The organism is Sphingobium yanoikuyae (assembly GCF_034424525.1).
Taxonomy (GTDB): Bacteria; Pseudomonadota; Alphaproteobacteria; order Sphingomonadales; family Sphingomonadaceae; genus Sphingobium; species Sphingobium yanoikuyae.
Map to the genome: position 1 here is coordinate 3,864,082 of NZ_CP139979.1, position 22,205 is coordinate 3,886,286.

Here is a 22,205-nt window from a genome sequence, read left to right on the forward strand (position 1 = left end):
CGTCCGAGGAAAGTTATCGCGCCGAAGGCAGGTCTCCTGGCTCACGGGTCGTCATGGTGGTTCCGGCCTTCCCGAGCCTCGTGCAAAGGCCCAGTGACACAAAATGGAACCGCCACTCGCCGCTTACAGTTGCGGGGGCAGCGCCGGAATTTGCCCAGACGAGCATCACCGGCTTCCCGTCTTAGCCCCGCATCATGCCTGAAGCGGGGAACCTCGACACGCTGCTTCAACACCAAGGCGAGCAGGATGTCAAGTTCTATATAAAGAAATCTTTATATAGAACTTGACATCCTGCCGGGAAATACATGTAGAACGAGGCTGTCTCGCGTCCAGCTCAATGGCCAGCAGAGCGATGTCGCCTTTAGTGAGCCCCCGTACGAGCCTCATTCCGCGAATATATGCTGGTGAACTTCAAAGTCGAAGTCAGGCCCAAGCAGGCTGGCTTCCTGTTCGACTGGATCGAGAATCTGGTCGACGAGGATTAGAAGGGGGCGCTTCGCAACACCGGCCGGGCGGCCATGGCGGCGTTCATGTTCGTTTCTGATGCGCCTTTGCACCATCCTCCAAGGGCTGTTCGTGGAAGACCTTGGCGCATCCATGCTTCCGCACTTCATCCACTGCGATGCTGAAATGGCAAGCGCATTTCGTGGATCGCGCCGGACTGCGCCCGCCTAGATTTGAAGTTCACCAACTAGCCATTCTTCGAACGCTCGAATGATGGGGCGGTCAGCATGGATCAGAGGATAGACCAGGGAGTGCAGCGTCTCGCGGATGCCGCTGTCAGGTAGCGGGACCGACAAGCGGCCTTCAGCGATTTCGCGTTGGGCGAGTCGGGTGGATTCCAGCGCCACGCCCAATCCATTGGCTGCCGTCGCTATGACCATGAAACTGCGGTCGAATCGCATGGCGTAACTTGGCGGCATCTTGACGCCGTTCTTCTCGCACCATCGCTTCCACGTGACCCGGTTCCTGTCGCCGTTGATGATCGGCAGCTTGTACCCGACGGCCGATCGGCAATGAGACTTTCATCCCCGATGACCATTTAACGGACCGCATTTCCGGTTGATGTTCAGGCTTGAGAAGCCCAGATCTCTGCTGATCAATCGAATGCACGTGCGCCCGAGCCCGCCCCGGCTGCTACGTCGCCAGGGTTCCGCAAGGGACAGTCGGCGAGCGACAGGCATCCGCAACCAATGCAGCTATCCAGTTGATCGCGAAGGCTCGACATCAGCGCAATTCGGCGATCCAGTTCCGCACGCCAGGATTTGGACAGGGCAGACCAGTCATTCATTGCCCGCACATGCCCCGACGGGAGTTGGGCGATGCTGTCCTTGATTTGGGCAAGTGGAATGCCGACGCGCTGGGCAACCTTGATCACCGCGATCAGGCGAAGCACCGAGCGATGATAGCGCCGCTGATTGCCACTGGTCCGCTGGCTCTCGATCAAACCCTGCGCCTCGTAGAAATGAAGCGTCGAGATCGGCACGCCGGCGCGCCGGGCGACTTCACCCACACCAAGGCCAGTAGCTGCCAGCGGCATCGATATATCCATTTTGCAGCGATACCGTCGCGGACGAGATATCGCTTTACCTCAACTATTGTTGAGGTTTTATAGAGGCACTCCCTGATTCGCAAGGGAGGCCAATTTGCTATTCCTGATCTCAATGGTTCGCGCGTCGCATTGGCGCGCTCACAAGCGATTCCTGTTGCAAGCCTCTCGCAACAAGAATAATCGATGTTGGCCGGAAATAGAGTTGCAGGGTGGTGTCTCCTGCGCTTGCCAGGTGGCAAGTTCTTCTCCGCCGCGGCGTCAACCCGAACCTGTTTCGGGGCATGGCGCGCGGTATTTGCGGCTCTTGCCGACGCACGTCCTGTCCCAGCGAAGGATAGCCCGTGCGCGCAGACGATTGTGACCCCTCCCCATTCTCCGATGAGCGACTGTCTTTGACGAAGTCCTGCGCGACTTCGCGGCAGCCATCTCGCCTATATTCCTCTTATCCAACTGGATTTTCGATGAGCATCGATCCTTTCGGCCTTGCGGTTCTCCTCTGGCCCCACTTCGTTCGCCCGAAGCGGGGGGAGGTGAAAGCATGAGCGATCATAATCTGCCCGAACCATCGCGCGTTGCCCCGCGATTGATCCGCCCGACACGCACCATGTTGCTGACGATCGTCCTGCTTTTCGTGCTTCTGGGGACCCTGTATCTTTGGCGTGGATGGCGTGCGAGCCAGGCGCAAGCCTGGGAACCCAAAGCGGTACCGGTCGCTGCCATGGTCGTGCAGTCGCGCGACATTCCTGCCGCGCTGGAGGCTGTCGGTTCTCTGCGTGCCGTGCGCGAAGTCACTTTGTCGCCCGAAATTGCCGGCAGAGTTTCAGCGATTCATTTCGAAGCGGGGCAACCGGTTGGAGCCGGCGCGCTGCTGGTGCAATTGTTCGACGGGCCGGAACTTGCGGATCGTAGAGCGGCGCAGGCCAAGGCTGCCTTTGCCGGCCTTCAGGTCGCCCGATCACAGGAACTGGCGCCAACCGGTGCGGAACCGCGAGAGACACTCGAACAGCGCCGCGCTGATCGCGATCAGGCCGCAGCCGCCGTGCAGCAGATCGACGCACGGCTGGTCCAGAAGCAGGTGCGCGCGCCTTTTGCCGGGATATTGGGCATCCGGCAGGTCAATCTCGGCCAATATCTCAATCCCGGCGATGCCGTCGCGACGCTGACCGCGCTTGACAGCCTGTTCGTGGATTTCGCCCTGCCGCAACAGGAACTGAGCCGATTGCAGCCGGGGGCAACGGTCATCGTTACAAGCGACGCCTGGCCCGGCCGTCGCTTCACGGCAAAGGTGAATGCGATCGAGCCGAAGATCGGCGCGGATACCCGCAACGTCACCGTCCAGGCGCTGCTGGGGAATGGCGATCGCGCATTGCGTCCGGGCATGTATGTCACCGCCGCGCTGGAACTGCCGGTGCAGCAGGGCGCGTTGCTCGTGCCCGCCACCGCGATCCAGACGTCCGCACAGGGGGACAGCATCATCGTCATTCGTGGCAGCAATGCGCGCCTTGGCGGCAAGGCGGAGATCGTGCCGGTCCAGACCGGGCGCCGGGTCGGCAATGATGTCGTCGTCACGAGCGGCCTGCGCGCCGGCGACGTGATCGTCACCGAGGGCCAGTTGCGGGTGCAGCCGGGCGCCGAGGTCAAGGTCGCCGGGGCCATCCCTGCCAAGCAGGGAGGACGCTGATATGACGGCCACCCGTTCCTTCACCGATCTCTTCATCCGCCGGCCGATCCTGTCGGTCGTCGTCAGCCTGCTGATCCTGCTGGTCGGCCTCGCCGCCCTGTTCAGCCTGCCGATCCGCCAATATCCCAAGATGGAAAGTGCGACGATCACGATCGACACGGCGCTGCCGGGCGCGACGCAGGACGTGATGCAGGGCTTCGTCACGACGCCGATCGCACAGGCGATCGCGACCGCCAACGGTATCGAATATCTCAGCTCCACCTCCAGCCAGGGCAAGAGCCATATCGCGGCCAAGCTGGTGCTGAACGCCAATGCCGACCGGTCGATGACCGAGATTCTCGCCAAGGTGCAGCAGGTGAAATATCGCCTGCCTGCCGGCGTGACCGATCCGGTCATCGCCAAGATCACCGACGGCGCGTCGGCGATCCAATATGTCTCCTTCTCCAGCAAGGCTTTGTCACCGCCGCAGATCCAGGATTTCGCCACCCGCGTGGCGCAGCCGATGATCACCTCCGTCCCGGGCGTCGCCTCGGCGGAGATGACCGGCGGCGCACCGCTCGCCATGCGCATCTGGGTCGATCCGGTGAAGCTGACCGCACGCGGCCTGACCGCCAGCGACGTCGCCAATGCGCTGCGCGCCAATAATGTGCAGGCGTCGCCCGGCCAGTTGAAGGGCGCCAGCACGGCGATCAACATCACCGCCGGAACTGACCTGCGCGATGTCGGCGCCTTTCGTGACATGGTCCTCAAGAGCGAGGCGGGCGGTATCGTTCGTCTGGCCGATGTCGCGACGGTGGAAATGGGCGGTCAGAATTATGATGCCGGCGCCCTGTCGTCGGGCGTGCCCGGCATTTCGATCGCCATTTCCCCGACGCCCGATGGCAATCCGCTGGAAATCGTAAAGGCCGTCCAGGCAATGATCCCAGAGATGCAGCGGGTCGCGCCGCCGGGGGTGAAGGTCCATAATGATTTCGACGTCGCCCATTTCGTCAACGCCTCGATCGAGGAGGTCGAACATACGCTGGTCGAGGCGATCCTGATCGTCGTGATCGTCATCTTCCTGTTCCTCGGTTCCTTCCGCGCGGTCATCATCCCGATCGTCACCATCCCGCTCTCGCTGCTCGGCACGGCGGCGCTGATGCTGGCCTTCGGCTTCTCGCTCAATCTCCTGACCCTGCTGGCCATGGTGCTGGCCATCGGTCTGGTGGTCGATGACGCCATCGTCGTGGTTGAAAATATCCACCGTCATATCGAGGAAGGCCTCTCTCCCTTCAACGCGGCCTTGGTCGGTGCGCGGGAAATTGTCGGTCCGGTCATCGCCATGACCATTACCCTGGCAGCAGTCTATGCACCGATCGGCCTGATGGGTGGCCTCACCGGTGCGCTGTTCCGGGAGTTCGCCTTCACCCTGGCCGGATCGGTGATCGTGTCGGGCGTGATCGCGCTCACTTTGTCTCCGATGATGAGCGGCAAGCTGCTCAACGCCAAGCTGGCCGAAGGCAGGCTGAGCCAGGCGATCGAGCATAATATGGCGCGGCTGACCCAGGGCTATGGCCGGCTGCTCGACCGCACGCTGGCGGCGCGCGCGGCCGTACTGGTGGTCGGTGTGGCGATGCTGGGTACGATCGTCCTGCTCTTCACTGGAAGCCAGCGCGAACTCGCCCCGCAGGAGGATATGGGCTATGTCTTCGTCGCGACCAAGGCGCCGCAATATGCCAATATCGACTATATCTCGCGCTTCAACCGCCAGGTTGATGACATCTTCCGCACCTTCCCGGAATATCGCGGCAGTTGGTTCGACGCAGGCGGCGCCAATGCCACCAATAATGGGTTCGGCGGTATCATCCTGTCCGAATGGGGTGAGCGCAAACGCAATGCCGACGCCATTCAGGGTGAACTGGCCGGCCGCACCAGCGCCGTCACCGGCATCTATGCCACCGCCTTCCAGGACAGCCCCTTGCCGGCGGGCAGCGGCGGCCTGCCGGTGCAGATGGTGATCCGTTCCTCCGATGACTTCTCGCAAATCTACCAGACGCTGGAGGCCGTGAAGGGCGCGGCCTGGGGCAGTGGCCTCTTCGCCTTCGTCGACAGCGACCTCGCCTTCGACAGTCCCGAAGCGCATATCAGCGTCGATAGGGCCAAGGCCGGGCAACTGGGCGTCACCATGGCGGAGATCGCCGATACGCTGGCGGTGCTGGTGGGTGAAAATTACGTCAATCGCTTCAACTGGCATGATCGCAGCTATGACGTGATCGCGCAGGTGCCTCGCGACAAGCGCGTCACGCCTGACAATCTGGGCCAATATTATATCAAGGCCGGGTCGGGCGCGCTGATCCCGCTGTCCACCGTGGCAAAGGTCGAGATGCGCCCGCAGCCCAACAAGCTGCCGCAGTTCAACCAGATGAACTCCGCCACCCTGTCCGCGGTGCTGATGCCGGGTGTCACCATGGGCCAGGCGGTGGACTTCCTGAAGAAACAGCCGATGCCGGCCGGCACCAGCATCGACTGGCTGTCCAACAGCCGCCAATATGTGACCGAGGGCGACCGGCTGACCGTCTCCTTCGCCTTCGCCCTGATCGTCATCTTCCTGGTGCTGGCGGCGCAGTTCGAAAGCTTCCGCGATCCGCTTGTGATCCTGGTGACGGTGCCGCTGGCGGTGTGCGGTGCGCTGGTGCCGCTCTATCTCGGCTTCACCACGCTCAACATCTATACCCAGATCGGGCTGGTGACGCTGATCGGCCTCATCTCCAAGCACGGTATTCTCATGGTGTCCTTCGCCAATGAGATGCAGGAAAAGGAAGGGCTGAGCCGCATGGAGGCGATCCGCCATGCCGCCGCCGTCCGGATGCGGCCGGTGCTGATGACCACGGCGGCGATGGTAGCGGGGCTGGTTCCGCTGCTCTTCGCTGGCGGCGCCGGCGCAGCCAGCCGCTTTGCCATCGGCATCGTCGTCGTCATGGGCATGCTGATCGGCACGCTCTTCACCCTGTTCGTCCTGCCCACTTTCTACACGCTGCTGGCCGGCGACCATCGCAAGGCGGTGCCTGGCGATGAAGGCGCCCAGCCGGCGGGAGACCTTGTCCATGCATAAGAGCCTGTTGCCGCTGCTAGCGGCGCTGCTGGCCGGCGGATGCGCCGCCGGCCCCGACTATCACCGTCCCGAACCAAAGGCCGCCGCCAGTGGCGCTTTCGTGACGCAGGCCAATGCCTTCGATCCGACCGCGCCGCTGCCGGACCAATGGTGGAAACTCTATAATGATCCGGCGCTCGATGCGCTGGTGGCGCAGGCGCTGGTCGCCAACACCGACCTGCGCGTCGCCGCCGCCAATCTCGCCAAGGCCCGCGCCACGCTGAGCGAGGCCAAGGCAGGACGCCTGCCGGCCACCGACATCAATGGCGGGGTCAGCTATGGCGATGGGATGCAGGGCGCGGGCGGCGCCTTCACCCAGGATCAGGCGCAATGGTCGCAAAATGGCAGCCTGGCGCTGAGTTGGGAGGTTGACCTGTTCGGCCGCGTCAGCCGCGCGGTCGAGGCGGCCCGTGCCGATGCGCAGGCTGTGGAGGCGGCCCGTGACGCCGTGCGCGTGACGGTCGCGGCGGAAACGACACGGGCCTATCTCGATGCCTGTTCCTATGCTCATGCGCTTGGCGTGGCGCAGGATAGCTGGCGGGTCAGCACCGACAGTCTGGGGCTGGTGACCGCGCAGGAAAAAGCCGGATCTGTCGGCAAGTTCGATGTCGAGCGTGCCGCCGCCGCCGCCGCAAGCGCGCGTGCAGCGATCCCGGCGCTGGAAGCGCAGCATCAGGTCGCCCTGTTCGAGCTTGCGGCCCTGCTGGGCGCCACGCCCGCCGACATTCCCCTTTCTGCCCGGCAATGCATGACGCCGCCTGCCCCCGTGGCGGCATTGCCGGTGGGCGACGGCGCATCCCTGTTGCGCCGTCGCCCCGATCTGCGCCAGGCGGAACGGCAACTGGCGGCCGACACCGCACGGATCGGCGTCGCGACCGCCGCGCTCTATCCGAAGATCAGCCTGGGCGGGTCGGGCAATGTCTTCCGCAACGACAGCGTCCGCGGCAATGACAGTCTCAGCTTTTCGGTGGGACCGCTGCTCAGTTGGAGCTTCCCCAATATCAGCGTCGCGCGTGCCCGCATCCGTCAGGCCGAAGCGCAGGGGGACGCCTCGCTCGCCGCCTTCGACGGCACCGTCATCACGGCGCTCAAGCAGGTTGAACAGGCATTGACCAATGTCGGGCGTGAACAGGAAAGGCTGGCCGCTCTTGACGAGGCTGAGATTCGCTCGGCCCGCGCTTTCGATTTCGCCAGCCAGCGCTATCGGGCCGGGTCTGTCAGCCTGCTGGATGTGCTTGTTGCACAATCGGCCTTGCTGGACGCCCGAACGGCGCAGGCGACGGCGCTCCAGCGCCTATCCACCGCGCGCGTCGATCTGTTCAAGGCGCTTGGCGGTGGCTGGCAATCGGGCAACGCAAGCGCGCCCATTACTGGCGTCAGATAGAAGGACAAGCTGCAGCCGGCCTCCTGGAACAAATGCTCATCCACGGGAGGTCGGCTGCAGGGGGAGCGCCGCTGACGTCGCTTTCACCGTTGATGGTCAGTTAGGATCCAACATCCAGAAGCGTTGCGATGGCGATTCCCTTGAGCCGGGACCAATTGTGGAAAACGACCTTGTCGGCCAGCCCGGCATATCCAGCCGTATCCGTCGCTGGAAAATTGTCGAGCCGCAGCGAACTGCCGTCCGTGAGAAGGAGGCGCTGACAGATCACCAGCGCGCGCCGCTGGCCGAAAACATCAATGCTTTGACTTCACAGTAATTCAGCATCCTTATGCTCCAATTCGATGTCGTCTCCGCACCATTTCTCGAAGTATCGCAAATTCCGTTCCTTCAAGAGAGCAACGTTAATTTTGTCATCAATCGCTACAGGATTCCCTTCCCCCCCCCAATCAATCCAGCGATCAGAAACTGAAGCTGAGCGAGAGCGAGGCGACATTGTCGTTGCTGTCGTCGGCATCGGGGCGGAAGCCATGCTGATGGAGATAGCCGATCTCCGCATTCACATTCTTGGCCAGCGGCGTGGTGATCGCGATCAGGTTGCGCATCCGCTCCTCGCCCTGGACACGCTGGAAATTGGTCTTGTTGAGATCGATGAAGCTTTCATGGCTCAGGATCAGCGCGGTCTTGCCGCCTTCCTTGAAGGGCATGGTCAGCTTCACATAGGGCCGCAGGCGCCAGGCGGTGCCGTCAATCCCTTCGCGCCAGCGCTGCTCCATCCGCATCCGCGCGCTGACCGACACCGGGCCGAGCTTGAGGATATTGTCGACCGTCACCTGTTCGCGGGCGCGATGCTCCATCACGGTGAAATCGCCCCCATTATATTGCGGGTCATGGGTATAACCGGCCCAGACCGTCACCTGCTTGTCGAGCTTGTAACCAACCAGCGTGTTGCTCTCGATCTCGTACAGGCCATTCCGATCATTGCTGAAGCGGGCGACGATCTCCTGCTGGAGGCGCCAATGGTCGGACAGCTTCACCGTCGCGCTGGTGGTGGTCCAGAGTTGCTCATCCTCGCTGGCATGGGCGGTCGCGGGCAGCGCCATCAGGGCGAAAAGACAGAGGGACAGGCGGCGCATCGGGCATTGCTCTCCAACAGGGTTGGCGGGCCTCTATGACGATTCGATTACATGACAGCGTCAGTTTGATTGCTATTTTGTGACAATGGCAGTCCGGATGATTGCTGATACGCACATCCTCCGTCAGGCATTCGGCAGGCCGGAACATGTCGCGCCAAATCAGCCCGTTACATATTGCAATATAGTCGCAATATCATTAGCCGAGCGACATTGGGGAGAGGCCAGAAGGAGCGAACCGGCTCCATTCCTTATCCATTTCAACGGGATCGCCGCCTTGCCCAGCCTCCGCCTCGCGCGTCTTTGCGCCCTGCCCTTCCTGTTCGCGCCACTGCCCGTGCTGGCGCAGGCCCCGCTTGATGCGGCCGCCGGCGACAGCGACATCCTGGTCACCGCCCGCGCACAGAAACTCTATCGCGTCGAGGATAGCGAGATCGGCAAGATCCCGGCTGATCCCATGGACATTCCCCAGTCGGTGCAGGTCATCACCAGCGAGTTGATCCGCGATCAGGGCGCACGCGACATCACCGACCTTTATCGCAATGTCGCGGGCGTCAGCGCCAACCAATATGCCACCGTTACCTATCGCGGTTTCCGGCAGGAATCGATGTTCTATGACGGGCTGCGCGGCGACCCGTTCCAGGGCTTCGCCGTGCCGAACCTGTTCAGCATCGACCGGGTCGAGTTTCTCAAAGGACCGGTCGGCATGCTCTATGGCGCCAGTTCGCCGGGCGGCATGGTCAATTATGTCACTAAGAAGCCGCAGGACAAGTTCGCCGCATCGGTGCGCGCGGTGGTCGGCAATTATGATCGCTATGGCGCGTCGGGCGAAGTGACCGGGCCGATCGACGCCAATGGCGTGGTCGCGGGCCGGGCTGGCCTGTTCTACGAGAGCTTCGACACGGTGCAGCGCTTTTCCGGCAGTCGCAGCCTGGTCGCGGACGGCGGGCTGAAGTTCAAGCTGGCGCCCGACACCAGCCTGACGGTGCAGGCGACCCGTTATGACCAGGATCTGCCGGGCAACCGGCTGCGCGGCGTGGCAATCGATGCGGACGGCCACTTCCTGGCCGACCGGAGCTGGACCCATAATGAAAAGAACGACAAGCTGGACCTGAAGGGCACTGTGCTGCAGGCGCGGTTGGACAGCAAGCTGTCGGATGCGGTCAGCATCAATGCATCGGGTCGCTGGTTCCGCTATACCGAATATCAGCGCTATCATGAACCGCTGGGGCCAATCGACACCGATGGCGATGGCGTGGTCGATACCCAGCCGCGCGAATTCCGCTCGCAGCATCGCACGATCGAGGGCGCGAGCCTAGCGAGCAACATGATCGCCAGGCTGGAGACCGGCGGGATCAAACACACAATATTGGTCGGCGCCGACTGGTATCGCGAAACCCAGGATTTCAGTGGTGTGACGATCAAGGGCGTGCCGGGCCTGTCGCTGAGCAATCCCGTCTATGGCTTGAGCAATCCGACCGAGGCGGATCTGGCCGGCCTGACCCCGGAAGTGAATGCGTCGCGCGCCCATCGCTATGGCGTCTATGCCCAGGAACAGGCCGATATTGGCGAGCATGTCATCCTGGTCGGCGGCGTGCGCCATGACTGGTTTGACGACAAGGACGAGATTGGCGGCGCCTATGCCGATGGCGGTCGCTGGAGCTGGCGTGTCGGCGGCATCTACAAGCCGGTGCAGTCGGTGTCCCTCTATGGCAGCTATGCCCAGAGTTTCGAGCCGCAAAGCCCCGGCAACCAGAATCCGGCCGTCGGCGGCCCCTTCGCCCCGATCGCCAGCCGCCAGTTCGAGGTCGGCGCCAAGGGCGAACTGATGCAGGGCAAATTGCAGCCGACGATCGCGCTCTATCATATCGTGCGCAACGGCATCGTGCAGGTCGATCCCGATCTGGAACCGGTCAATGGCCTGGACCAGCTGTCGCCGGTCGGCGAAGTCACCAGCAAGGGGATCGAGCTGACGCTGGCGGCCGACATTAGCAAGAATTGGGTGCTGACCGCCAATTACGCCTATAGTGATGCGCGCATCACCGACAGCGCGGAGGGTGCGACGATCGACAATGCCGTCGGCGGCCGCTTCCCCAACGCACCGCATCATCAGGCCGGGCTATGGTCCCGCTATCAGATCCCTGCCTGGGGCACGGCGCTGGCGCTGGGCGGCCAATATGTGTCGGGGCAGATCGACCGGCGCGGCGCGCATATCCCCGGCTTCACCGTGTTCGACGGCAGCATCACCCAGGATCTGGGCTTTGCCGAGGCGATGATCCGGGTCGAGAATATCTTCGACAAGACCTATGCCGTCGCCACCTTCGACGCGCGCAAGGGCGCCTTTGTCGGCCGGCCGCGCACCGTCTTCCTGGAACTGCGGCGCGACTTCTGACGGTCGCGCCGCACCTCGCTCAGGCGGGGTTATGCGCTTTCAGAAAGGCTTCGAGCTGCTGGAGGAATTCCAGCCGGTCGGCCTGACGCGAGAAGAAATGGTCGGCCAGCGGCTGTTCGACATAGATATAGTCGCGGCCATCCACCTTGCCGGCAGCCTTGAGCTTTTCCGCCATCTCGCGGGACTGGCCGACCGGCACGCGTCGGTCCTTCTTGCCATGCATCAGCAGGATCGGCGTCGAGAAGCCGGCGGCATAGTTGATCGGCGACACGACAGCAAAATCGGGCGCCTGCTCCTTCAGCCAGTCGCCACTGGCACCGGAATTCAGGAAGCGCCGGTCATAGCGCATCATCGCGCCCAGATCCGACACGCCGGCATAGGAGACGGCGCAGCGATAGCGGCCGCCGTCGCGCTGGGCCGCGCGCATCGCGGCATAGCCGCCATAGGAGGCGCCGACGACGCAGACCCGCTTGGCGTCGGCAATGCCCTGCTTCACCGCCCAGTCGACCGCATCATTGAGGTCATCCTGCATGGCAAGGCCCCATTGCCCCTCGCCCTTGGCCGCGAATTCCGTGCCATAGCCCGATGAGCCGCGATAATTGGGCTGGATCACCGCATAGCCGCGATTGGCCAGGAACTGCACCCACCAGTCCCAGGTCTCCGCGTCGCGGGCGAAGGGGCCGCCATGGGGCATCAGGATCAAAGGAAGATCCTTCGCCTCCTTGCCATAAGGCAGGGTCAGCACCGCCGCGATTTCCAGACCGTCACGCGCCTTGTAGCGGATCGTCTTGACCGGCGAGAGTTGAGGCCGGACGCCCAGCGTCTCGCTGACTTTCGACAGCAGCGACATGGCGCCATAGTCGGTGTCGTAATAATAATAGGCGCCCGGCTGGCTGGCCGCGCCGACATGGACGATCAGTTTCTTCAAGTCCTGGCTGGTCGAGATGATGCGCGCGCGGCGATCACCCACGGCCTTGTCGATATCGGCCTGAATCTTCGCCAAAGTCGGGTCGAACCAGTGAACGGCCGGCGCATCGGCCGTGTAGCGCACGCCCGCCATGCCGGTGCCGGCAGCGTCGACCTCCAGCCCGCCAAGGTCGAAGCCAGGTGCTTCATAGAGCTTCTTGCCCAATTCCAGCGTGCCGAGGTCCAGTTCATAGAAGGCATCGGTGCCGTCGCGATCGTCACTGGCGATCGCCTTGCCCGGATCGGCCGTGAACAGCATCGGCACGATCAGCGATTCATGGCGACGCCGATTGGCCTTGTCGACCACGCGAAAACTACCGCGACCATCGGGGCGGTAGAGCAGTTTCGAGGAACGGGCCGTGTCATTATAGCCCACCCCCATGCGCACCGCGCCGGTCGCATCGGCATACCAGCTGCGCACATATTGGCGCGAGGGCACGACGGTGCGCATCTTGCCGGTGCTGACATCCACCTCGCTGACCTGCGGCCAGAAACCAAGATCATCATAATAGATGGAGGTCTGGTAGGAGAGCAGGATGCGCGGGCTGCCATCACGGGCGACCCAGATGACATCGTCGCCATTTTGCGCGGCGACAGCCTTGGCAAGGATGCTGGCCTTGGTGCCGTCCGCCTTGATGCTGGCGACGCGGCTAATCGACCAGGGCATGCCCTGCACATTGGTTTCCGCGCCGATGCCGACGATCAGCCAGTCATTATTGACCCAGCGCCACCAGTTGAGGTCATTTTCGCCCAGGCCCATGGTGCGAACATTGCCGCCTTTCACTTCGGCGATCACCAATTGCTGCACGCCCTTGATCGCGATCCGCGCGGCGACGCGCGCGCCATCAGGCGAGAGTTCGGGTGAATCCATTGCCGGCAGTTCGGCAAAGGCCTCGACCGGCCAGGTCTTGGCGGCGGTCGCCGGCACCTTGGCAGCGTCGGCCTTGGTCGCATCGGCTTGCGCAGAGACAGCAGGTGCGAAAGCCGCGAGCGCGCAGGCTGCGGCGGACAGAAACAGTTTCAAACATACCCCCCAGTCAAACATGACCCCGCCCGTTGCCGGGCGGGGTCATCGTCAGTCCGGCGATTTAAAACCGGGTTAAGCGCCGTGCGCAAGCGCCGCGAGCAACAAGAGCGCGACGATATTGGTGATCTTGATCATCGGATTGACCGCCGGGCCGGCGGTGTCCTTGTAGGGGTCACCGACCGTATCGCCGGTCACCGCGGCCTTGTGCGCCTCGCTGCCCTTGCCGCCATGATGGCCGTCCTCGATATATTTCTTCGCATTGTCCCAGGCGCCGCCGCCCGACGTCATCGACAGGGCGACGAACAAGCCCGAGACGATGACGCCCAGCAGCAACGCGCCCAGCGCGGCAAAGCCGTTGGGCACGCCTGCCACCGCCGCGATGATGAAATAGACCGCAATGGGCGCCAGCACCGGCAGCAGCGAAGGGATGATCATCTCCTTGATCGCGGCGCGGGTGACGAGGTCGACGGTGCGGGCATAATTGGGGCGCGACGTCCCTTCCATGATGCCCTTGTTGGTGGCGAACTGGTCGCGCACATCCTTGACCACGTCGCCAGCCGCGCGGCCGACCGCCGTCATCCCCATCGCGCCGAATAGATAGGGCAACAGCGCGCCCAGCAGCAGGCCGACGATGACATAGGGGTTGGACAGGCTGAAATCGACCGGCTCGGTAAGGCCGAGCGCGGAATTGTAGAATTTGAGATCCTCCGTATAGGCGCCGAACAGCACCAGCGCAGCGAGGCCCGCCGACCCGATGGCATAGCCCTTGGTCACCGCCTTGGTGGTGTTGCCCACAGCATCCAGTGCGTCGGTCTTCACCCGAACGCTGTCGTCGAGATGCGCCATTTCGGCGATGCCGCCGGCATTGTCGGTGACCGGCCCATAGGCGTCCAATGCGACGACCATGCCGGCCAGCGCCAGCATGGCGGTGGCGGCAAAGGCGATGCCGATCAGGCCCGCCAGCTGATAGGCGACGATGATGCCGATCACGATCACGATCGTCGGCAGCGCGGTCGATTCTAGGCTGATGGCGAGGCCCTGAATGACATTGGTGCCATGGCCGGTTTCCGATGCCTTGGCGATCGAGCGGACCGGGCGGTAATTCGTGCCGGTATAATATTCGGTGATGACGACCAGCAGGCCGGTGACGGCAAGCCCCACCATCATCGACCAGAACAGCGCCATGCCGGTATAACCGCCAACGCCGTCGAGATCGGTGCCGAACGGCGTGCTGAGGTCACCCAGCGTATAATGGGTAACGAACCAGAGCGCCGGGATCGACAGGATCGCGGTGGTCCAGAAGCCCTTGTAGAGCGCACCCATGATCGACTGGCTGGCGCCGAGGCGGACCATATAGGTGCCGATGATCGAGGTGATGATGCACACCCCGCCAACGATCAGCGGCAACGCCATCAAGCGCATCAGGAAGGCGTTGTCGACGCCGGTTACCAGCAATGCGGTCAGCACCATGGTGGCGCCGACGGTAACGACATAGGTTTCGAACAGGTCGGCCGCCATGCCGGCGCAGTCACCGACATTGTCGCCGACATTGTCCGCGATCACCGCCGGGTTGCGCGGGTCATCCTCCGGGATGCCGGCCTCCACCTTGCCGACCAGATCAGCGCCAACATCGGCCGCCTTGGTGAAGATGCCGCCGCCCAGTCGCGCGAAGATGGAGATGAGGCTGGCGCCGAAGGCGAGAGCGACCAGGCTGTCGATCACCAGACGGTCATCGGGGGCATGGCCGGCCGGGCCGGTCAGATACCAGAAGAAGGTGCTGATCGCGAGCAAGGCAAGCCCCGCCACCAGCATGCCGGTGATCGCGCCGGCGCGGAAGGCGACGGTGAGACCGCTCTGCAACGTGCCGCGCGACGCCTCTGCCGTGCGCACATTGGCGCGGACCGAGATGTTCATGCCGATGAAACCGGCCGCGCCCGACAGCATCGCGCCGATCAGGAAGCCGATGGCAGAGGTTATCCCCAAAAAGAGGAAGACGAGGACGGCCGCGACGATGCCGACCACCGCAATGGTGGTATATTGGCGGCCGAGATAGGCCTTCGCCCCTTCCTGGATCGCTCCCGCAATCGCCTGCATGGTTTCATTGCCCGCCGGCGCGGCGAGCACCTGCCGACTGGTGAAAAGCCCGTAGAGCACGGCCAGCAGGCCGCACCCTATGGCGATATAGACTATCTGCATGCTTGTTCCTCTCCCCCTATTGTTGCTGTCATCGATCGCTCCGCAGGGAATGACGGGCGGGCGAAGGGCGCAACAGCGGGCGGCCGGACGGGCGAGGTCCGGCATCGGGCACCGCGTCAATCAGCAACAGGGCGATGCGCATCGGGCGCTCCAACCGGCTGAGAATAGGGTCAGGGGAAGCTACAGTTCAGGCGGCGCGCGTCAAGCCGGTAGCGCAATGATCGAGATCAACCATGTTCCCAGCCGAGCCTATCGGGCAGCGGCATGACCGCACCGTCGATCAGCAGGGTCAGGCCCGCCCCTTCCGCGAAACAGCCGACCGGGATCGCCCGCACCGGCGGCGACACGCCGGGCGGCAGGGCAAAGAGCAGTTCATAATCGTCGCCGGCGCGTGCCGCAGCGAGTTGGATCGCGGTACTGGCGCCGCGCACGCTTTCTAGTGCGGGCGAAAGCGGAATATGATCGATGGTGACGGCGAGGTTGCTGGCTGCGCCCATGCGGGCAGCGTCGATCAGCAGTCCGTCGGACAGGTCCATCATCGCACTCGCGACGCGAGCGAGCAAGGCGCCCTCAGCCAGACGCGGGCGCGGGCGGCGATAGGCGGCGACCAGCGGGCCGGATGCGGCGGGATCGGCACGGGCAAGATCGAGGCCGATGCCGGCATCGCCGACCGGCCCGGTGACATAAAGACGGTCGCCAGCCCGCGCGCCGGCACGGCTTGGGACTGGATCGCTGGTCGCCTGACCAATGGCAGTCAGGCTGTAACTGCGCGGTGCGCCTGTCGGCATGCTGACCGTATCGCCGCCGAGCAGCGGCATGGCGTGGCGCTCCAGCGCCTCGCCCAGACCTTCGAGGAAAGCCGCGTCCCAGCCATCGTCGCCCGACAGGCTGTAGTTGAGCAGGCAGCCCATGGGCTTCGCGCCCTTGGCGGCGAGGTCGGACAGATTCACCGCCGCCAGTTTCCAGCCGATATCGGCCGGCGGATCGGTAGGGAGATAATGGACGCCCTCGACCATCGTGTCGCTGGTGAGGATGAGGCGCGTGGCGCCGACCGGCAGCACCGCGACATCGTCCTGCAACCCCTGCGCGGCAGGATCATGCGCGAGCAAGCGCAGCAGGGTAAGGAAGCGGGATTCGGCGGACATGGCTCCCTTCCTGAAATAAATCCGTTCGGTTCGAGCCCGTCGAGAACCGACTGGCGCGACGGCCGCGTTTCTCGACTTCGCTCGAAACGAACGGGGGTAAACCTATTTCCGCACATCCTTCGACACGCCGTCGAGCAGGCCGTTGACGAAGCCGGCTTCGCGCTTGTCGTAGAAGGCGTGGGCGACGTCGACATATTCGCTGATGACGGTGCCGGTCGCGACATCCTGACGGGCGAGCAGTTCATAGGTGCCCGCGCGCAGGATCTGGCGCATCGGCTTGTCGAGGCGGTCGAGGGTCCAGCCGCTCGACAGGCGCGCACTGATCAGCCCATCAATCTCGGCGCGGCGGCGATCGACGCCCGACACGACGTCATCGAAGAAATTCTGCTCAGCTTCGGCATAGGTCACGTCCTCGATCGTCGCGCCCAGGCGATGTTCGTGGAATTCATGCAGCAGCAGATGGAGCGGCGTGCCCTCCATTTCGAGCTGGTAGAGCGCCTGGACCGCGGCGAGGCGCGCGGCGGAGCGGGATTTGGAGCGGTCGTTCATGCGGCTTTCTAATCCGTGAATATCATGCCTGTCGAGAAGCCCGCATAACCGGTTCTCGACAGGCTCGAACCGAACGGGAAGAAATCAGAGCCGCAGCGCGACCGATGCGGCGTGAGCGGGCAGCCCTTCCGCCTCCGCAAGCGCGACGGCCGCGGGGCCGATCGCCTGGATCGCGTCAGGGGTAAGGCCAAGAAAACTGGTGCGCTTCATGAAATCGAGCACCGAAAGCCCCGAGGAGAAGCGCGCGCGGCGACCGGTCGGCAGCACATGGTTGGGGCCAGCGACATAATCGCCCACCGCCTCGGGCGTCATACGGCCAAGGAAGACCGAGCCGGCGTGGCGGACCTGCGCGAAATAGCGGTCGGGATCGTCGACAGCGAGTTCAAGATGCTCGGGCGCGAGTCGATCGACCAGCGGCATCGCTTCATCCAGGTCGCGCACCAGAATGATCGCGCCATTGGCGGCCCAGCTGGTGGTGGCGACGGCCTGCGTCGACAGCAGCGGCAGGCGGCGCATCACCGCCTGTTCGACGGCATCGGCAAAGGCGGCATCGTCGGTGAACAGGATCGACTGGCTGGTCGGGTCATGTTCCGACTGGCTCAGGAGATCGGCGGCGATCCAGTCGGCATCGTTCTGGCCATCCGCGACGACCACGATTTCGGACGGGCCGGCAACCATGTCGATGCCGACCACGCCGTAAAGTTGGCGCTTGGCTTCCGCGACCCAGGCATTGCCGGGGCCGGTGATGACGTCGACCGGCTTGATGCGATCGGTGCCATAGGCCAGCGCGGCGACGGCCTGCGCACCACCGACACGCCAGATTTCCTCGATCCCCGCGATCTGGGCAGCGGCCAGCACCAGCGGGTTGATCTCGCCTTTCGGCGTCGGTGTCACCATGGCGATGCGCTGCACGCCCGCGACCTTGGCCGGGATGACGTTCATCAGCAGCGAGCTGGGATAGGCGGCGCGGCCACCCGGCACATAGAGGCCAGCCGCATCCACCGCGGTCCAGCGCGCGCCGAGGCGCACGCCGGCGGCGTCGATACCGTCACTATCCACCGGCCTTTGCTTTTCATGATAGGCAGTGATGCGCGCGGCCGCGAGTTCGAGCGCATCGCGCAGCGGCGTAGACAGGCCATCGAGCGCGGCGCGGCAATCGGCCGGGTCGACCGCCCAGCCGCTGACATCCAGATCATGATGGTCGAAGCGGCTGGTATAATCGGCGAGCGCGGTGTCGCCATGGGCGCGCACGGCCTTCAGGATGGCGCTGACGTCGCGCGACACATCCTCGTCCGCCTCGCGCCGGGCATCGACCAGGGCGGTGAAATCGGCGGCGAAGCCGGCGGCCTTGCTGTCGAGCCTAAGCGGCATCGCGCACCTCCACGGCCTTGCGGAACGCCTCCACCAGCGTGGTGAGATCGGCCGAACGCATCTTGTAGGCGGCGCGATTGACGATCAGCCGCGCCGAAACCGGCATGATGATCGCGGTTTCAACGAGGCCATTGGCCTTGAGCGTGGCGCCCGAGGACACAAGATCGACGATGCGACGCGACAGGCCGAGCGAGGGCGCCAGTTCCATCGCGCCATTCAGCTTGACGCATTCGGCCTGAAGCCCGCGCGCCTCATAATATTTGCGGGTGAGATGCGGATATTTGGTGGCGACACGGACATGGCTCATCGCCGCCTGATCCTCGTCGCCCGCATCCGCCGGCTCGGCGACCGACAGGCGGCAATGGCCGATATTGAGGTCCACCGGAGCGTAAAGTTCGGAATAATCGAACTCATCGACCACGTCGGAACCGACAATGCCGATCTGGGCTGCGCCATGGGCGACGAAGGTCGCCACGTCAAAGGCGCGCACGCGGATGATCGACACGTCGGGCCGGTTGGTGGCGAAGCGCAGCGCGCGGCTCTTCTTGTCATGAAATTCCGCCTCCGGTTCGATACCGGCTTTGGCGAGCAGGGGCAGCGCCTCTTCGAGGATGCGGCCCTTGGGGATGGCGAAGGTGATCGGGCGAGTCATGACCGGCGGGCCTTAGCCATCGACGCGCCAAAGCACAAGATTTTCGGGGCAGGAAGGACGGAAGCTCAGCCCCAGAAGCGCCTTGTGTCGAGCAGAGAGGCATAGGCCTTTTCGGCGCGGCGCAGCAGACGGCGCTGCGCCTTGTCATCCGGCGCGGGCAAATCGAAGCCGATACCGGCCGCCGCGAGGGTGGCGGGCGCGGTCGCCAGATCGTTGAGCGCGCCCAGGTCATCCTGTAGCTTTTCCAGCATGGCGGAAAAGGCCGCATGGCGCCGCTGCTGCTTGTTCTTGGGGAAAAGCGGCGCAAAGAATTCGCTGGCGTAGCGCAGCTTCTTGGCGGCGATGCGGGCCTGATGACGCCGCTCGTCGCTGCGCTTGGCAAGATTCTTCCCCTTGTGCTTCAGCCGCTTGCGTCGATCCGACAGGATTTCCGTAGCAAAGGGCCTGGCAGGCGCATGCAGCAACGCGGCATCGGCCGGTCGGCTACACCAGTCGCCCAGCGCCAGCCATTCGGCCAGATCCAGCATCAGGATTCGGGTCTCGCGTGCCTGCAGGCGGAGTTCGGCGTCGGCCAGCGCTTCCGCCCGGACAAGCGCGAGGCGGGCGGCGGCATCGTCGGGCAGACTGGGTAGCAGCACGTCGATATTGCGGACCCGGCCAAGCGTGGCAGCCAGTGCGCGCAGACCATCCTTGAGCGGCGCGAGTGCCGGATCGCCCGCCAGCACCGGCGCAAAGATCGACAGCGCCGAGCGCAGTCGGCGCAGCCCCACCCGCGCCTGATGCAGAGCGCCCGGCGCACCGGTGGTGAACAGCAGATCCTCGTTCAGGCGGAATTGGCGGATGCAGCCTTGGGCGATGGCTCGAAAGGCCTGCTCGACGGTTGCGTCGGGCGCGATCGCAATGGGTTCAGCCTTTGCCGGCTTGCGCCGTTCCTTCGCGAGCAGGGCATAGCCGCGCTCCGACTTGGAGCGCATGCCCAGACGCAGCGGCACCAGATCGTTGAGCTGGCGGGCCATCGAAAAAAGCAGGGCCGGTTCACCCGACAATAATTCCAGTTCCACCTCTGCCAGCGGGGTGGCACGACGGCCGACCCGAACCCGGCCGATGTCGATCGCGCATTCGACCCCCTGCCCGTCTCGATTGAGCCGATGCACGGTGCGTTCGATATCGGTGACGAAAATCTTGTCGGCGGTCGCGACAGTGGCGGCGCCGACGGCCCGATCGAGCGGATCGGGAATCGCATCGAACAGCGGGACATTACCCTCGACCGGCTTTTCCCATTCCGAGCGGGCGAAGAGGCCAGCCGCCCTGCCGCCATCGGCCTTGATCGTCTGAACATGGGCACGCCCCTTGCGCCGGACGCGCAAGGAAAAGCCCGCACGGTGCAGATCGAGCGCGGGCGTATCGAAATAGGTCGCAACCAGATGGGCCGCCTGGCCCTTCTGCCCCGCGAACAGCGGTGCATCGGCCAGCAGGGCGCGATCGGCCGGATCAAATTCCAGTTTCAGCTCGACTTCGCGGTTGTCCATCCGTGCGCCCCTTGTTGCGAGCGGTGCCGCCAGGGCGGGGACGCTAGATCGAATCGGGCGCGAAAGGAAATATAAATGTCACAATTGGCCGTGCCGCCGGCTCAGGCGGCCTCGGCCAGCGCAGCTTCGGTCGCGGCGATCCAGCCTCCGCCCAGCACCTGATCGCCGGCATAGAGAACCGCCGCCTGCCCTGGCGCGACACCATATTCGGGCGCGTCGAAGATCAGTCGGTCTCCTTCCAGACGCGCGGGAACAGGCTTGGCCATGGAGCGGACCTTGGCTGTCAGCGGCCCGGTGAAATCCCGACCGAGCCAGTTGATGTCGCTGAGGCGTGCGCCCGACACAGCCAGCGCAACCTTCGGCCCGACGATCACCCGCCGTCCTTCGGCATCGAGCCGCACGACATAGAGCGGTTCGGCCTGGCCGCCGATCTCCAGCCCCTTGCGCTGGCCGACCGTATAATGGATCAGCCCCTTGTGCCGGCCCAGCACCCGGCCGTTGACATGGACGATATCGCCCCCCTCATCCGCATCGGGGCGCAGCTTGCGTACGATCTTGGCATAATCGCCATCGGGCACGAAGCAGATGTCCTGACTGTCAGGCTTCAACGCCACCGACAGGCCAAGTTCAGCGGCGATTTCGCGCACCTGCGGCTTGGGCAAACCACCCAACGGGAAACGCAGATAGTCGAGCTGGGCCTGAGTCGTGGCGAACAGGAAATAGCTCTGGTCGCGGGCCGGATCGGCAGCGCGATGCAGTTCCGCGCCCTGCGACCCTTCAACCCGGCGGACATAATGGCCGGTCGCCAGACAGTCGGCCCCCAGGTCGCGCGCGATCTGGAACAGGTCGGTGAACTTCACCCCCATATTGCATTTCACGCACGGGATCGGGGTGCGGCCGGCCATATATTCATCGGCAAAGTCGGCGATCACCGAATCGCGAAACTGGCTTTCATAATCAAAGACATAATGCGCAATGCCGATGCGGTCGGCGACGGCGCGCGCATCGCGGATATCCTGGCCCGCGCAACAGCTGCCGGTACGGCCGACGGCGGCGCCATGATCGTAAAGCTGGAGCGTCACGCCGATCACTTCGGCGCCAGTCTTCGCGGCGAGCGCGGCGACGACGCTGCTGTCCACGCCACCGGACATGGCAACGACAATGCGCCGCTGCGAGAGCGGCTCTGGGAGCTGAAATTCGGGCTGCATGGCCGCCCATATAGTCGCAGGCGGCGCCGCGTTCCAGCATCTTCCCCAAGAGGCGCATCGTTTCGATGACGAAAATGTGTCCGGCATTTACCGGACCTTATCGATTAGCCCGGTAGAAGCCTGGTCATGGATCTGAGTTTTCTCCGGACAGGCGGGCTGAAACCCGCCCTGACAAGGCCGACAGGCCGGGCACGCGTCCCGGCCTGGCCTTTCCTGCGGGCGGCTTCGGCTGCGGCGCAGGCGGCCAGTCCCACGGCCCTGGCGGTCGCGGGCGTCCTGCGGGGGCAGGATGG

16 protein-coding genes and 1 riboswitch are annotated in these 22,205 nt (G+C 64.1%); of the genes, 4 read left to right on the plus strand and 12 right to left on the minus strand.

Annotation, left to right across the window (positions count from 1 at the left end):
- Positions 1-9: 9 nt before the first annotated feature.
- A riboswitch (cobalamin riboswitch) is annotated at positions 10-230 on the minus strand.
- Between the two features lie 441 nt (positions 231-671).
- Together U0025_RS17860 and soxR are read right to left on the minus strand one after the other, a co-directional pair.
- Positions 672-992 carry a LysR substrate-binding domain-containing protein gene (locus tag U0025_RS17860; protein ID WP_306452557.1) on the minus strand — a complete coding sequence of 107 codons (321 nt, stop codon included), beginning with the start codon at positions 990-992 and terminating at the stop codon, positions 672-674.
- 107 nt (positions 993-1,099) lie between these two features.
- Entirely contained in the window at positions 1,100-1,540 is a 441-nt protein-coding gene (soxR, locus tag U0025_RS17865) for a redox-sensitive transcriptional activator SoxR (protein WP_004208825.1), read from the minus strand.
- A gap of 550 nt (positions 1,541-2,090) precedes the next feature.
- On the opposite strand from soxR, the gene U0025_RS17870 reads away from it, so the two are divergent.
- Genes U0025_RS17870 through U0025_RS17880 form a run of 3 tightly spaced genes read left to right on the plus strand, consistent with a single transcriptional unit; the run spans position 2,091 to position 7,747 of the window.
- The gene (locus U0025_RS17870) at positions 2,091-3,233 is read left to right on the plus strand and encodes an efflux RND transporter periplasmic adaptor subunit (RefSeq protein WP_004208826.1); all 1,143 of its coding nucleotides are present in this window, start codon (positions 2,091-2,093) and stop codon (positions 3,231-3,233) included.
- Position 3,234: 1 nt separating this feature from the next.
- Complete coding sequence (locus U0025_RS17875; RefSeq protein ID WP_004208827.1) at positions 3,235-6,324, plus strand: efflux RND transporter permease subunit; 3,090 nt, start codon at positions 3,235-3,237, stop codon at positions 6,322-6,324.
- Entirely contained in the window at positions 6,317-7,747 is a 1,431-nt protein-coding gene (locus U0025_RS17880) for an efflux transporter outer membrane subunit (RefSeq protein WP_004208828.1), read from the plus strand. Before U0025_RS17875 ends, U0025_RS17880 begins: the two co-directional genes overlap by 8 nt.
- 100 nt (positions 7,748-7,847) lie before the next feature.
- On the opposite strand, the gene U0025_RS17885 is transcribed toward U0025_RS17880, so the two are convergent.
- Both U0025_RS17885 and U0025_RS17890 read right to left on the minus strand, forming a co-directional pair.
- Positions 7,848-8,015 carry a TrbI/VirB10 family protein gene (locus U0025_RS17885; RefSeq protein WP_254792327.1) on the minus strand — a complete coding sequence of 56 codons (168 nt, stop codon included), beginning with the start codon at positions 8,013-8,015 and terminating at the stop codon, positions 7,848-7,850.
- 190 nt (positions 8,016-8,205) lie between these two features.
- Positions 8,206-8,880 (minus strand): DUF2490 domain-containing protein, encoded by a 675-nt coding sequence (locus U0025_RS17890; protein WP_004208829.1) that lies wholly within the window; start codon positions 8,878-8,880, stop codon positions 8,206-8,208.
- A 274-nt stretch (positions 8,881-9,154) separates the two neighbouring features.
- Between U0025_RS17890 and U0025_RS17895 the strand changes: the two genes are divergently transcribed.
- Complete coding sequence (locus U0025_RS17895) at positions 9,155-11,269, plus strand: TonB-dependent siderophore receptor (protein WP_004208831.1); 2,115 nt, start codon at positions 9,155-9,157, stop codon at positions 11,267-11,269.
- A 19-nt stretch (positions 11,270-11,288) separates the two neighbouring features.
- On the opposite strand, the gene U0025_RS17900 is transcribed toward U0025_RS17895, so the two are convergent.
- The 8 genes from U0025_RS17900 to mnmA all read right to left on the minus strand — a co-directional run bounded on the left by U0025_RS17900 (position 11,289) and on the right by mnmA (position 21,912).
- Complete coding sequence (locus U0025_RS17900) at positions 11,289-13,280, minus strand: alpha/beta hydrolase family protein (protein WP_004208833.1); 1,992 nt, start codon at positions 13,278-13,280, stop codon at positions 11,289-11,291.
- Positions 13,281-13,334: 54 nt separating this feature from the next.
- Complete coding sequence (locus U0025_RS17905) at positions 13,335-15,458, minus strand: sodium-translocating pyrophosphatase (protein WP_004208834.1); 2,124 nt, start codon at positions 15,456-15,458, stop codon at positions 13,335-13,337.
- Positions 15,459-15,685: 227 nt separating this feature from the next.
- Positions 15,686-16,603: a thiamine-phosphate kinase gene (gene thiL, locus U0025_RS17910; protein ID WP_004208835.1), complete on the minus strand. Its 918-nt coding sequence runs from the start codon at positions 16,601-16,603 to the stop codon at positions 15,686-15,688.
- A gap of 102 nt (positions 16,604-16,705) precedes the next feature.
- A complete protein-coding gene (gene nusB, locus U0025_RS17915; protein WP_004208836.1) occupies positions 16,706-17,152 on the minus strand; it encodes a transcription antitermination factor NusB in 447 nt (148 codons plus the stop codon).
- 84 nt (positions 17,153-17,236) lie between these two features.
- On the minus strand, positions 17,237-18,523 hold the full coding sequence (gene hisD, locus U0025_RS17920) for a histidinol dehydrogenase (RefSeq protein ID WP_004208837.1): 1,287 nt from the start codon (positions 18,521-18,523) through the stop codon (positions 17,237-17,239).
- Positions 18,513-19,175, minus strand: a complete 663-nt coding sequence (gene hisG / locus U0025_RS17925; RefSeq protein ID WP_004208839.1) for an ATP phosphoribosyltransferase — start codon at positions 19,173-19,175, stop codon at positions 18,513-18,515. Before hisG ends, hisD begins: the two co-directional genes overlap by 11 nt.
- A 65-nt stretch (positions 19,176-19,240) precedes the next feature.
- The gene (locus U0025_RS17930) at positions 19,241-20,704 is read right to left on the minus strand and encodes a CYTH and CHAD domain-containing protein (protein ID WP_004208840.1); all 1,464 of its coding nucleotides are present in this window, start codon (positions 20,702-20,704) and stop codon (positions 19,241-19,243) included.
- 101 nt (positions 20,705-20,805) lie between these two features.
- Positions 20,806-21,912, minus strand: a complete 1,107-nt coding sequence (gene mnmA / locus U0025_RS17935; RefSeq protein WP_004208842.1) for a tRNA 2-thiouridine(34) synthase MnmA — start codon at positions 21,910-21,912, stop codon at positions 20,806-20,808.
- Positions 21,913-22,205 lie beyond the last annotated feature (293 nt).

Excerpts from the sequence above, each read along its gene's own strand:
- soxR (WP_004208825.1), bottom strand. The coding sequence starts at position 1,540 with ATGCCGCTGGCAGCTACTGGCCTTGGTGTGGGTGAAGTCGCCCGGCGC.
- U0025_RS17870 (WP_004208826.1), top strand. The coding sequence starts at position 2,091 with ATGAGCGATCATAATCTGCCCGAACCATCGCGCGTTGCCCCGCGATTG.
- U0025_RS17875 (WP_004208827.1), top strand. The coding sequence starts at position 3,235 with ATGACGGCCACCCGTTCCTTCACCGATCTCTTCATCCGCCGGCCGATC.
- U0025_RS17880 (WP_004208828.1), top strand. The coding sequence starts at position 6,317 with ATGCATAAGAGCCTGTTGCCGCTGCTAGCGGCGCTGCTGGCCGGCGGA.
- U0025_RS17890 (WP_004208829.1), bottom strand. The coding sequence starts at position 8,880 with ATGCGCCGCCTGTCCCTCTGTCTTTTCGCCCTGATGGCGCTGCCCGCG.
- U0025_RS17900 (WP_004208833.1), bottom strand. The coding sequence starts at position 13,280 with ATGTTTGACTGGGGGGTATGTTTGAAACTGTTTCTGTCCGCCGCAGCC.
- U0025_RS17905 (WP_004208834.1), bottom strand. The coding sequence starts at position 15,458 with ATGCAGATAGTCTATATCGCCATAGGGTGCGGCCTGCTGGCCGTGCTC.
- thiL (WP_004208835.1), bottom strand. The coding sequence starts at position 16,603 with ATGTCCGCCGAATCCCGCTTCCTTACCCTGCTGCGCTTGCTCGCGCAT.
- nusB (WP_004208836.1), bottom strand. The coding sequence starts at position 17,152 with ATGAACGACCGCTCCAAATCCCGCTCCGCCGCGCGCCTCGCCGCGGTC.
- hisD (WP_004208837.1), bottom strand. The coding sequence starts at position 18,523 with ATGCCGCTTAGGCTCGACAGCAAGGCCGCCGGCTTCGCCGCCGATTTC.
- hisG (WP_004208839.1), bottom strand. The coding sequence starts at position 19,175 with ATGACTCGCCCGATCACCTTCGCCATCCCCAAGGGCCGCATCCTCGAA.
- U0025_RS17930 (WP_004208840.1), bottom strand. The coding sequence starts at position 20,704 with ATGGACAACCGCGAAGTCGAGCTGAAACTGGAATTTGATCCGGCCGAT.
- mnmA (WP_004208842.1), bottom strand. The coding sequence starts at position 21,912 with ATGCAGCCCGAATTTCAGCTCCCAGAGCCGCTCTCGCAGCGGCGCATT.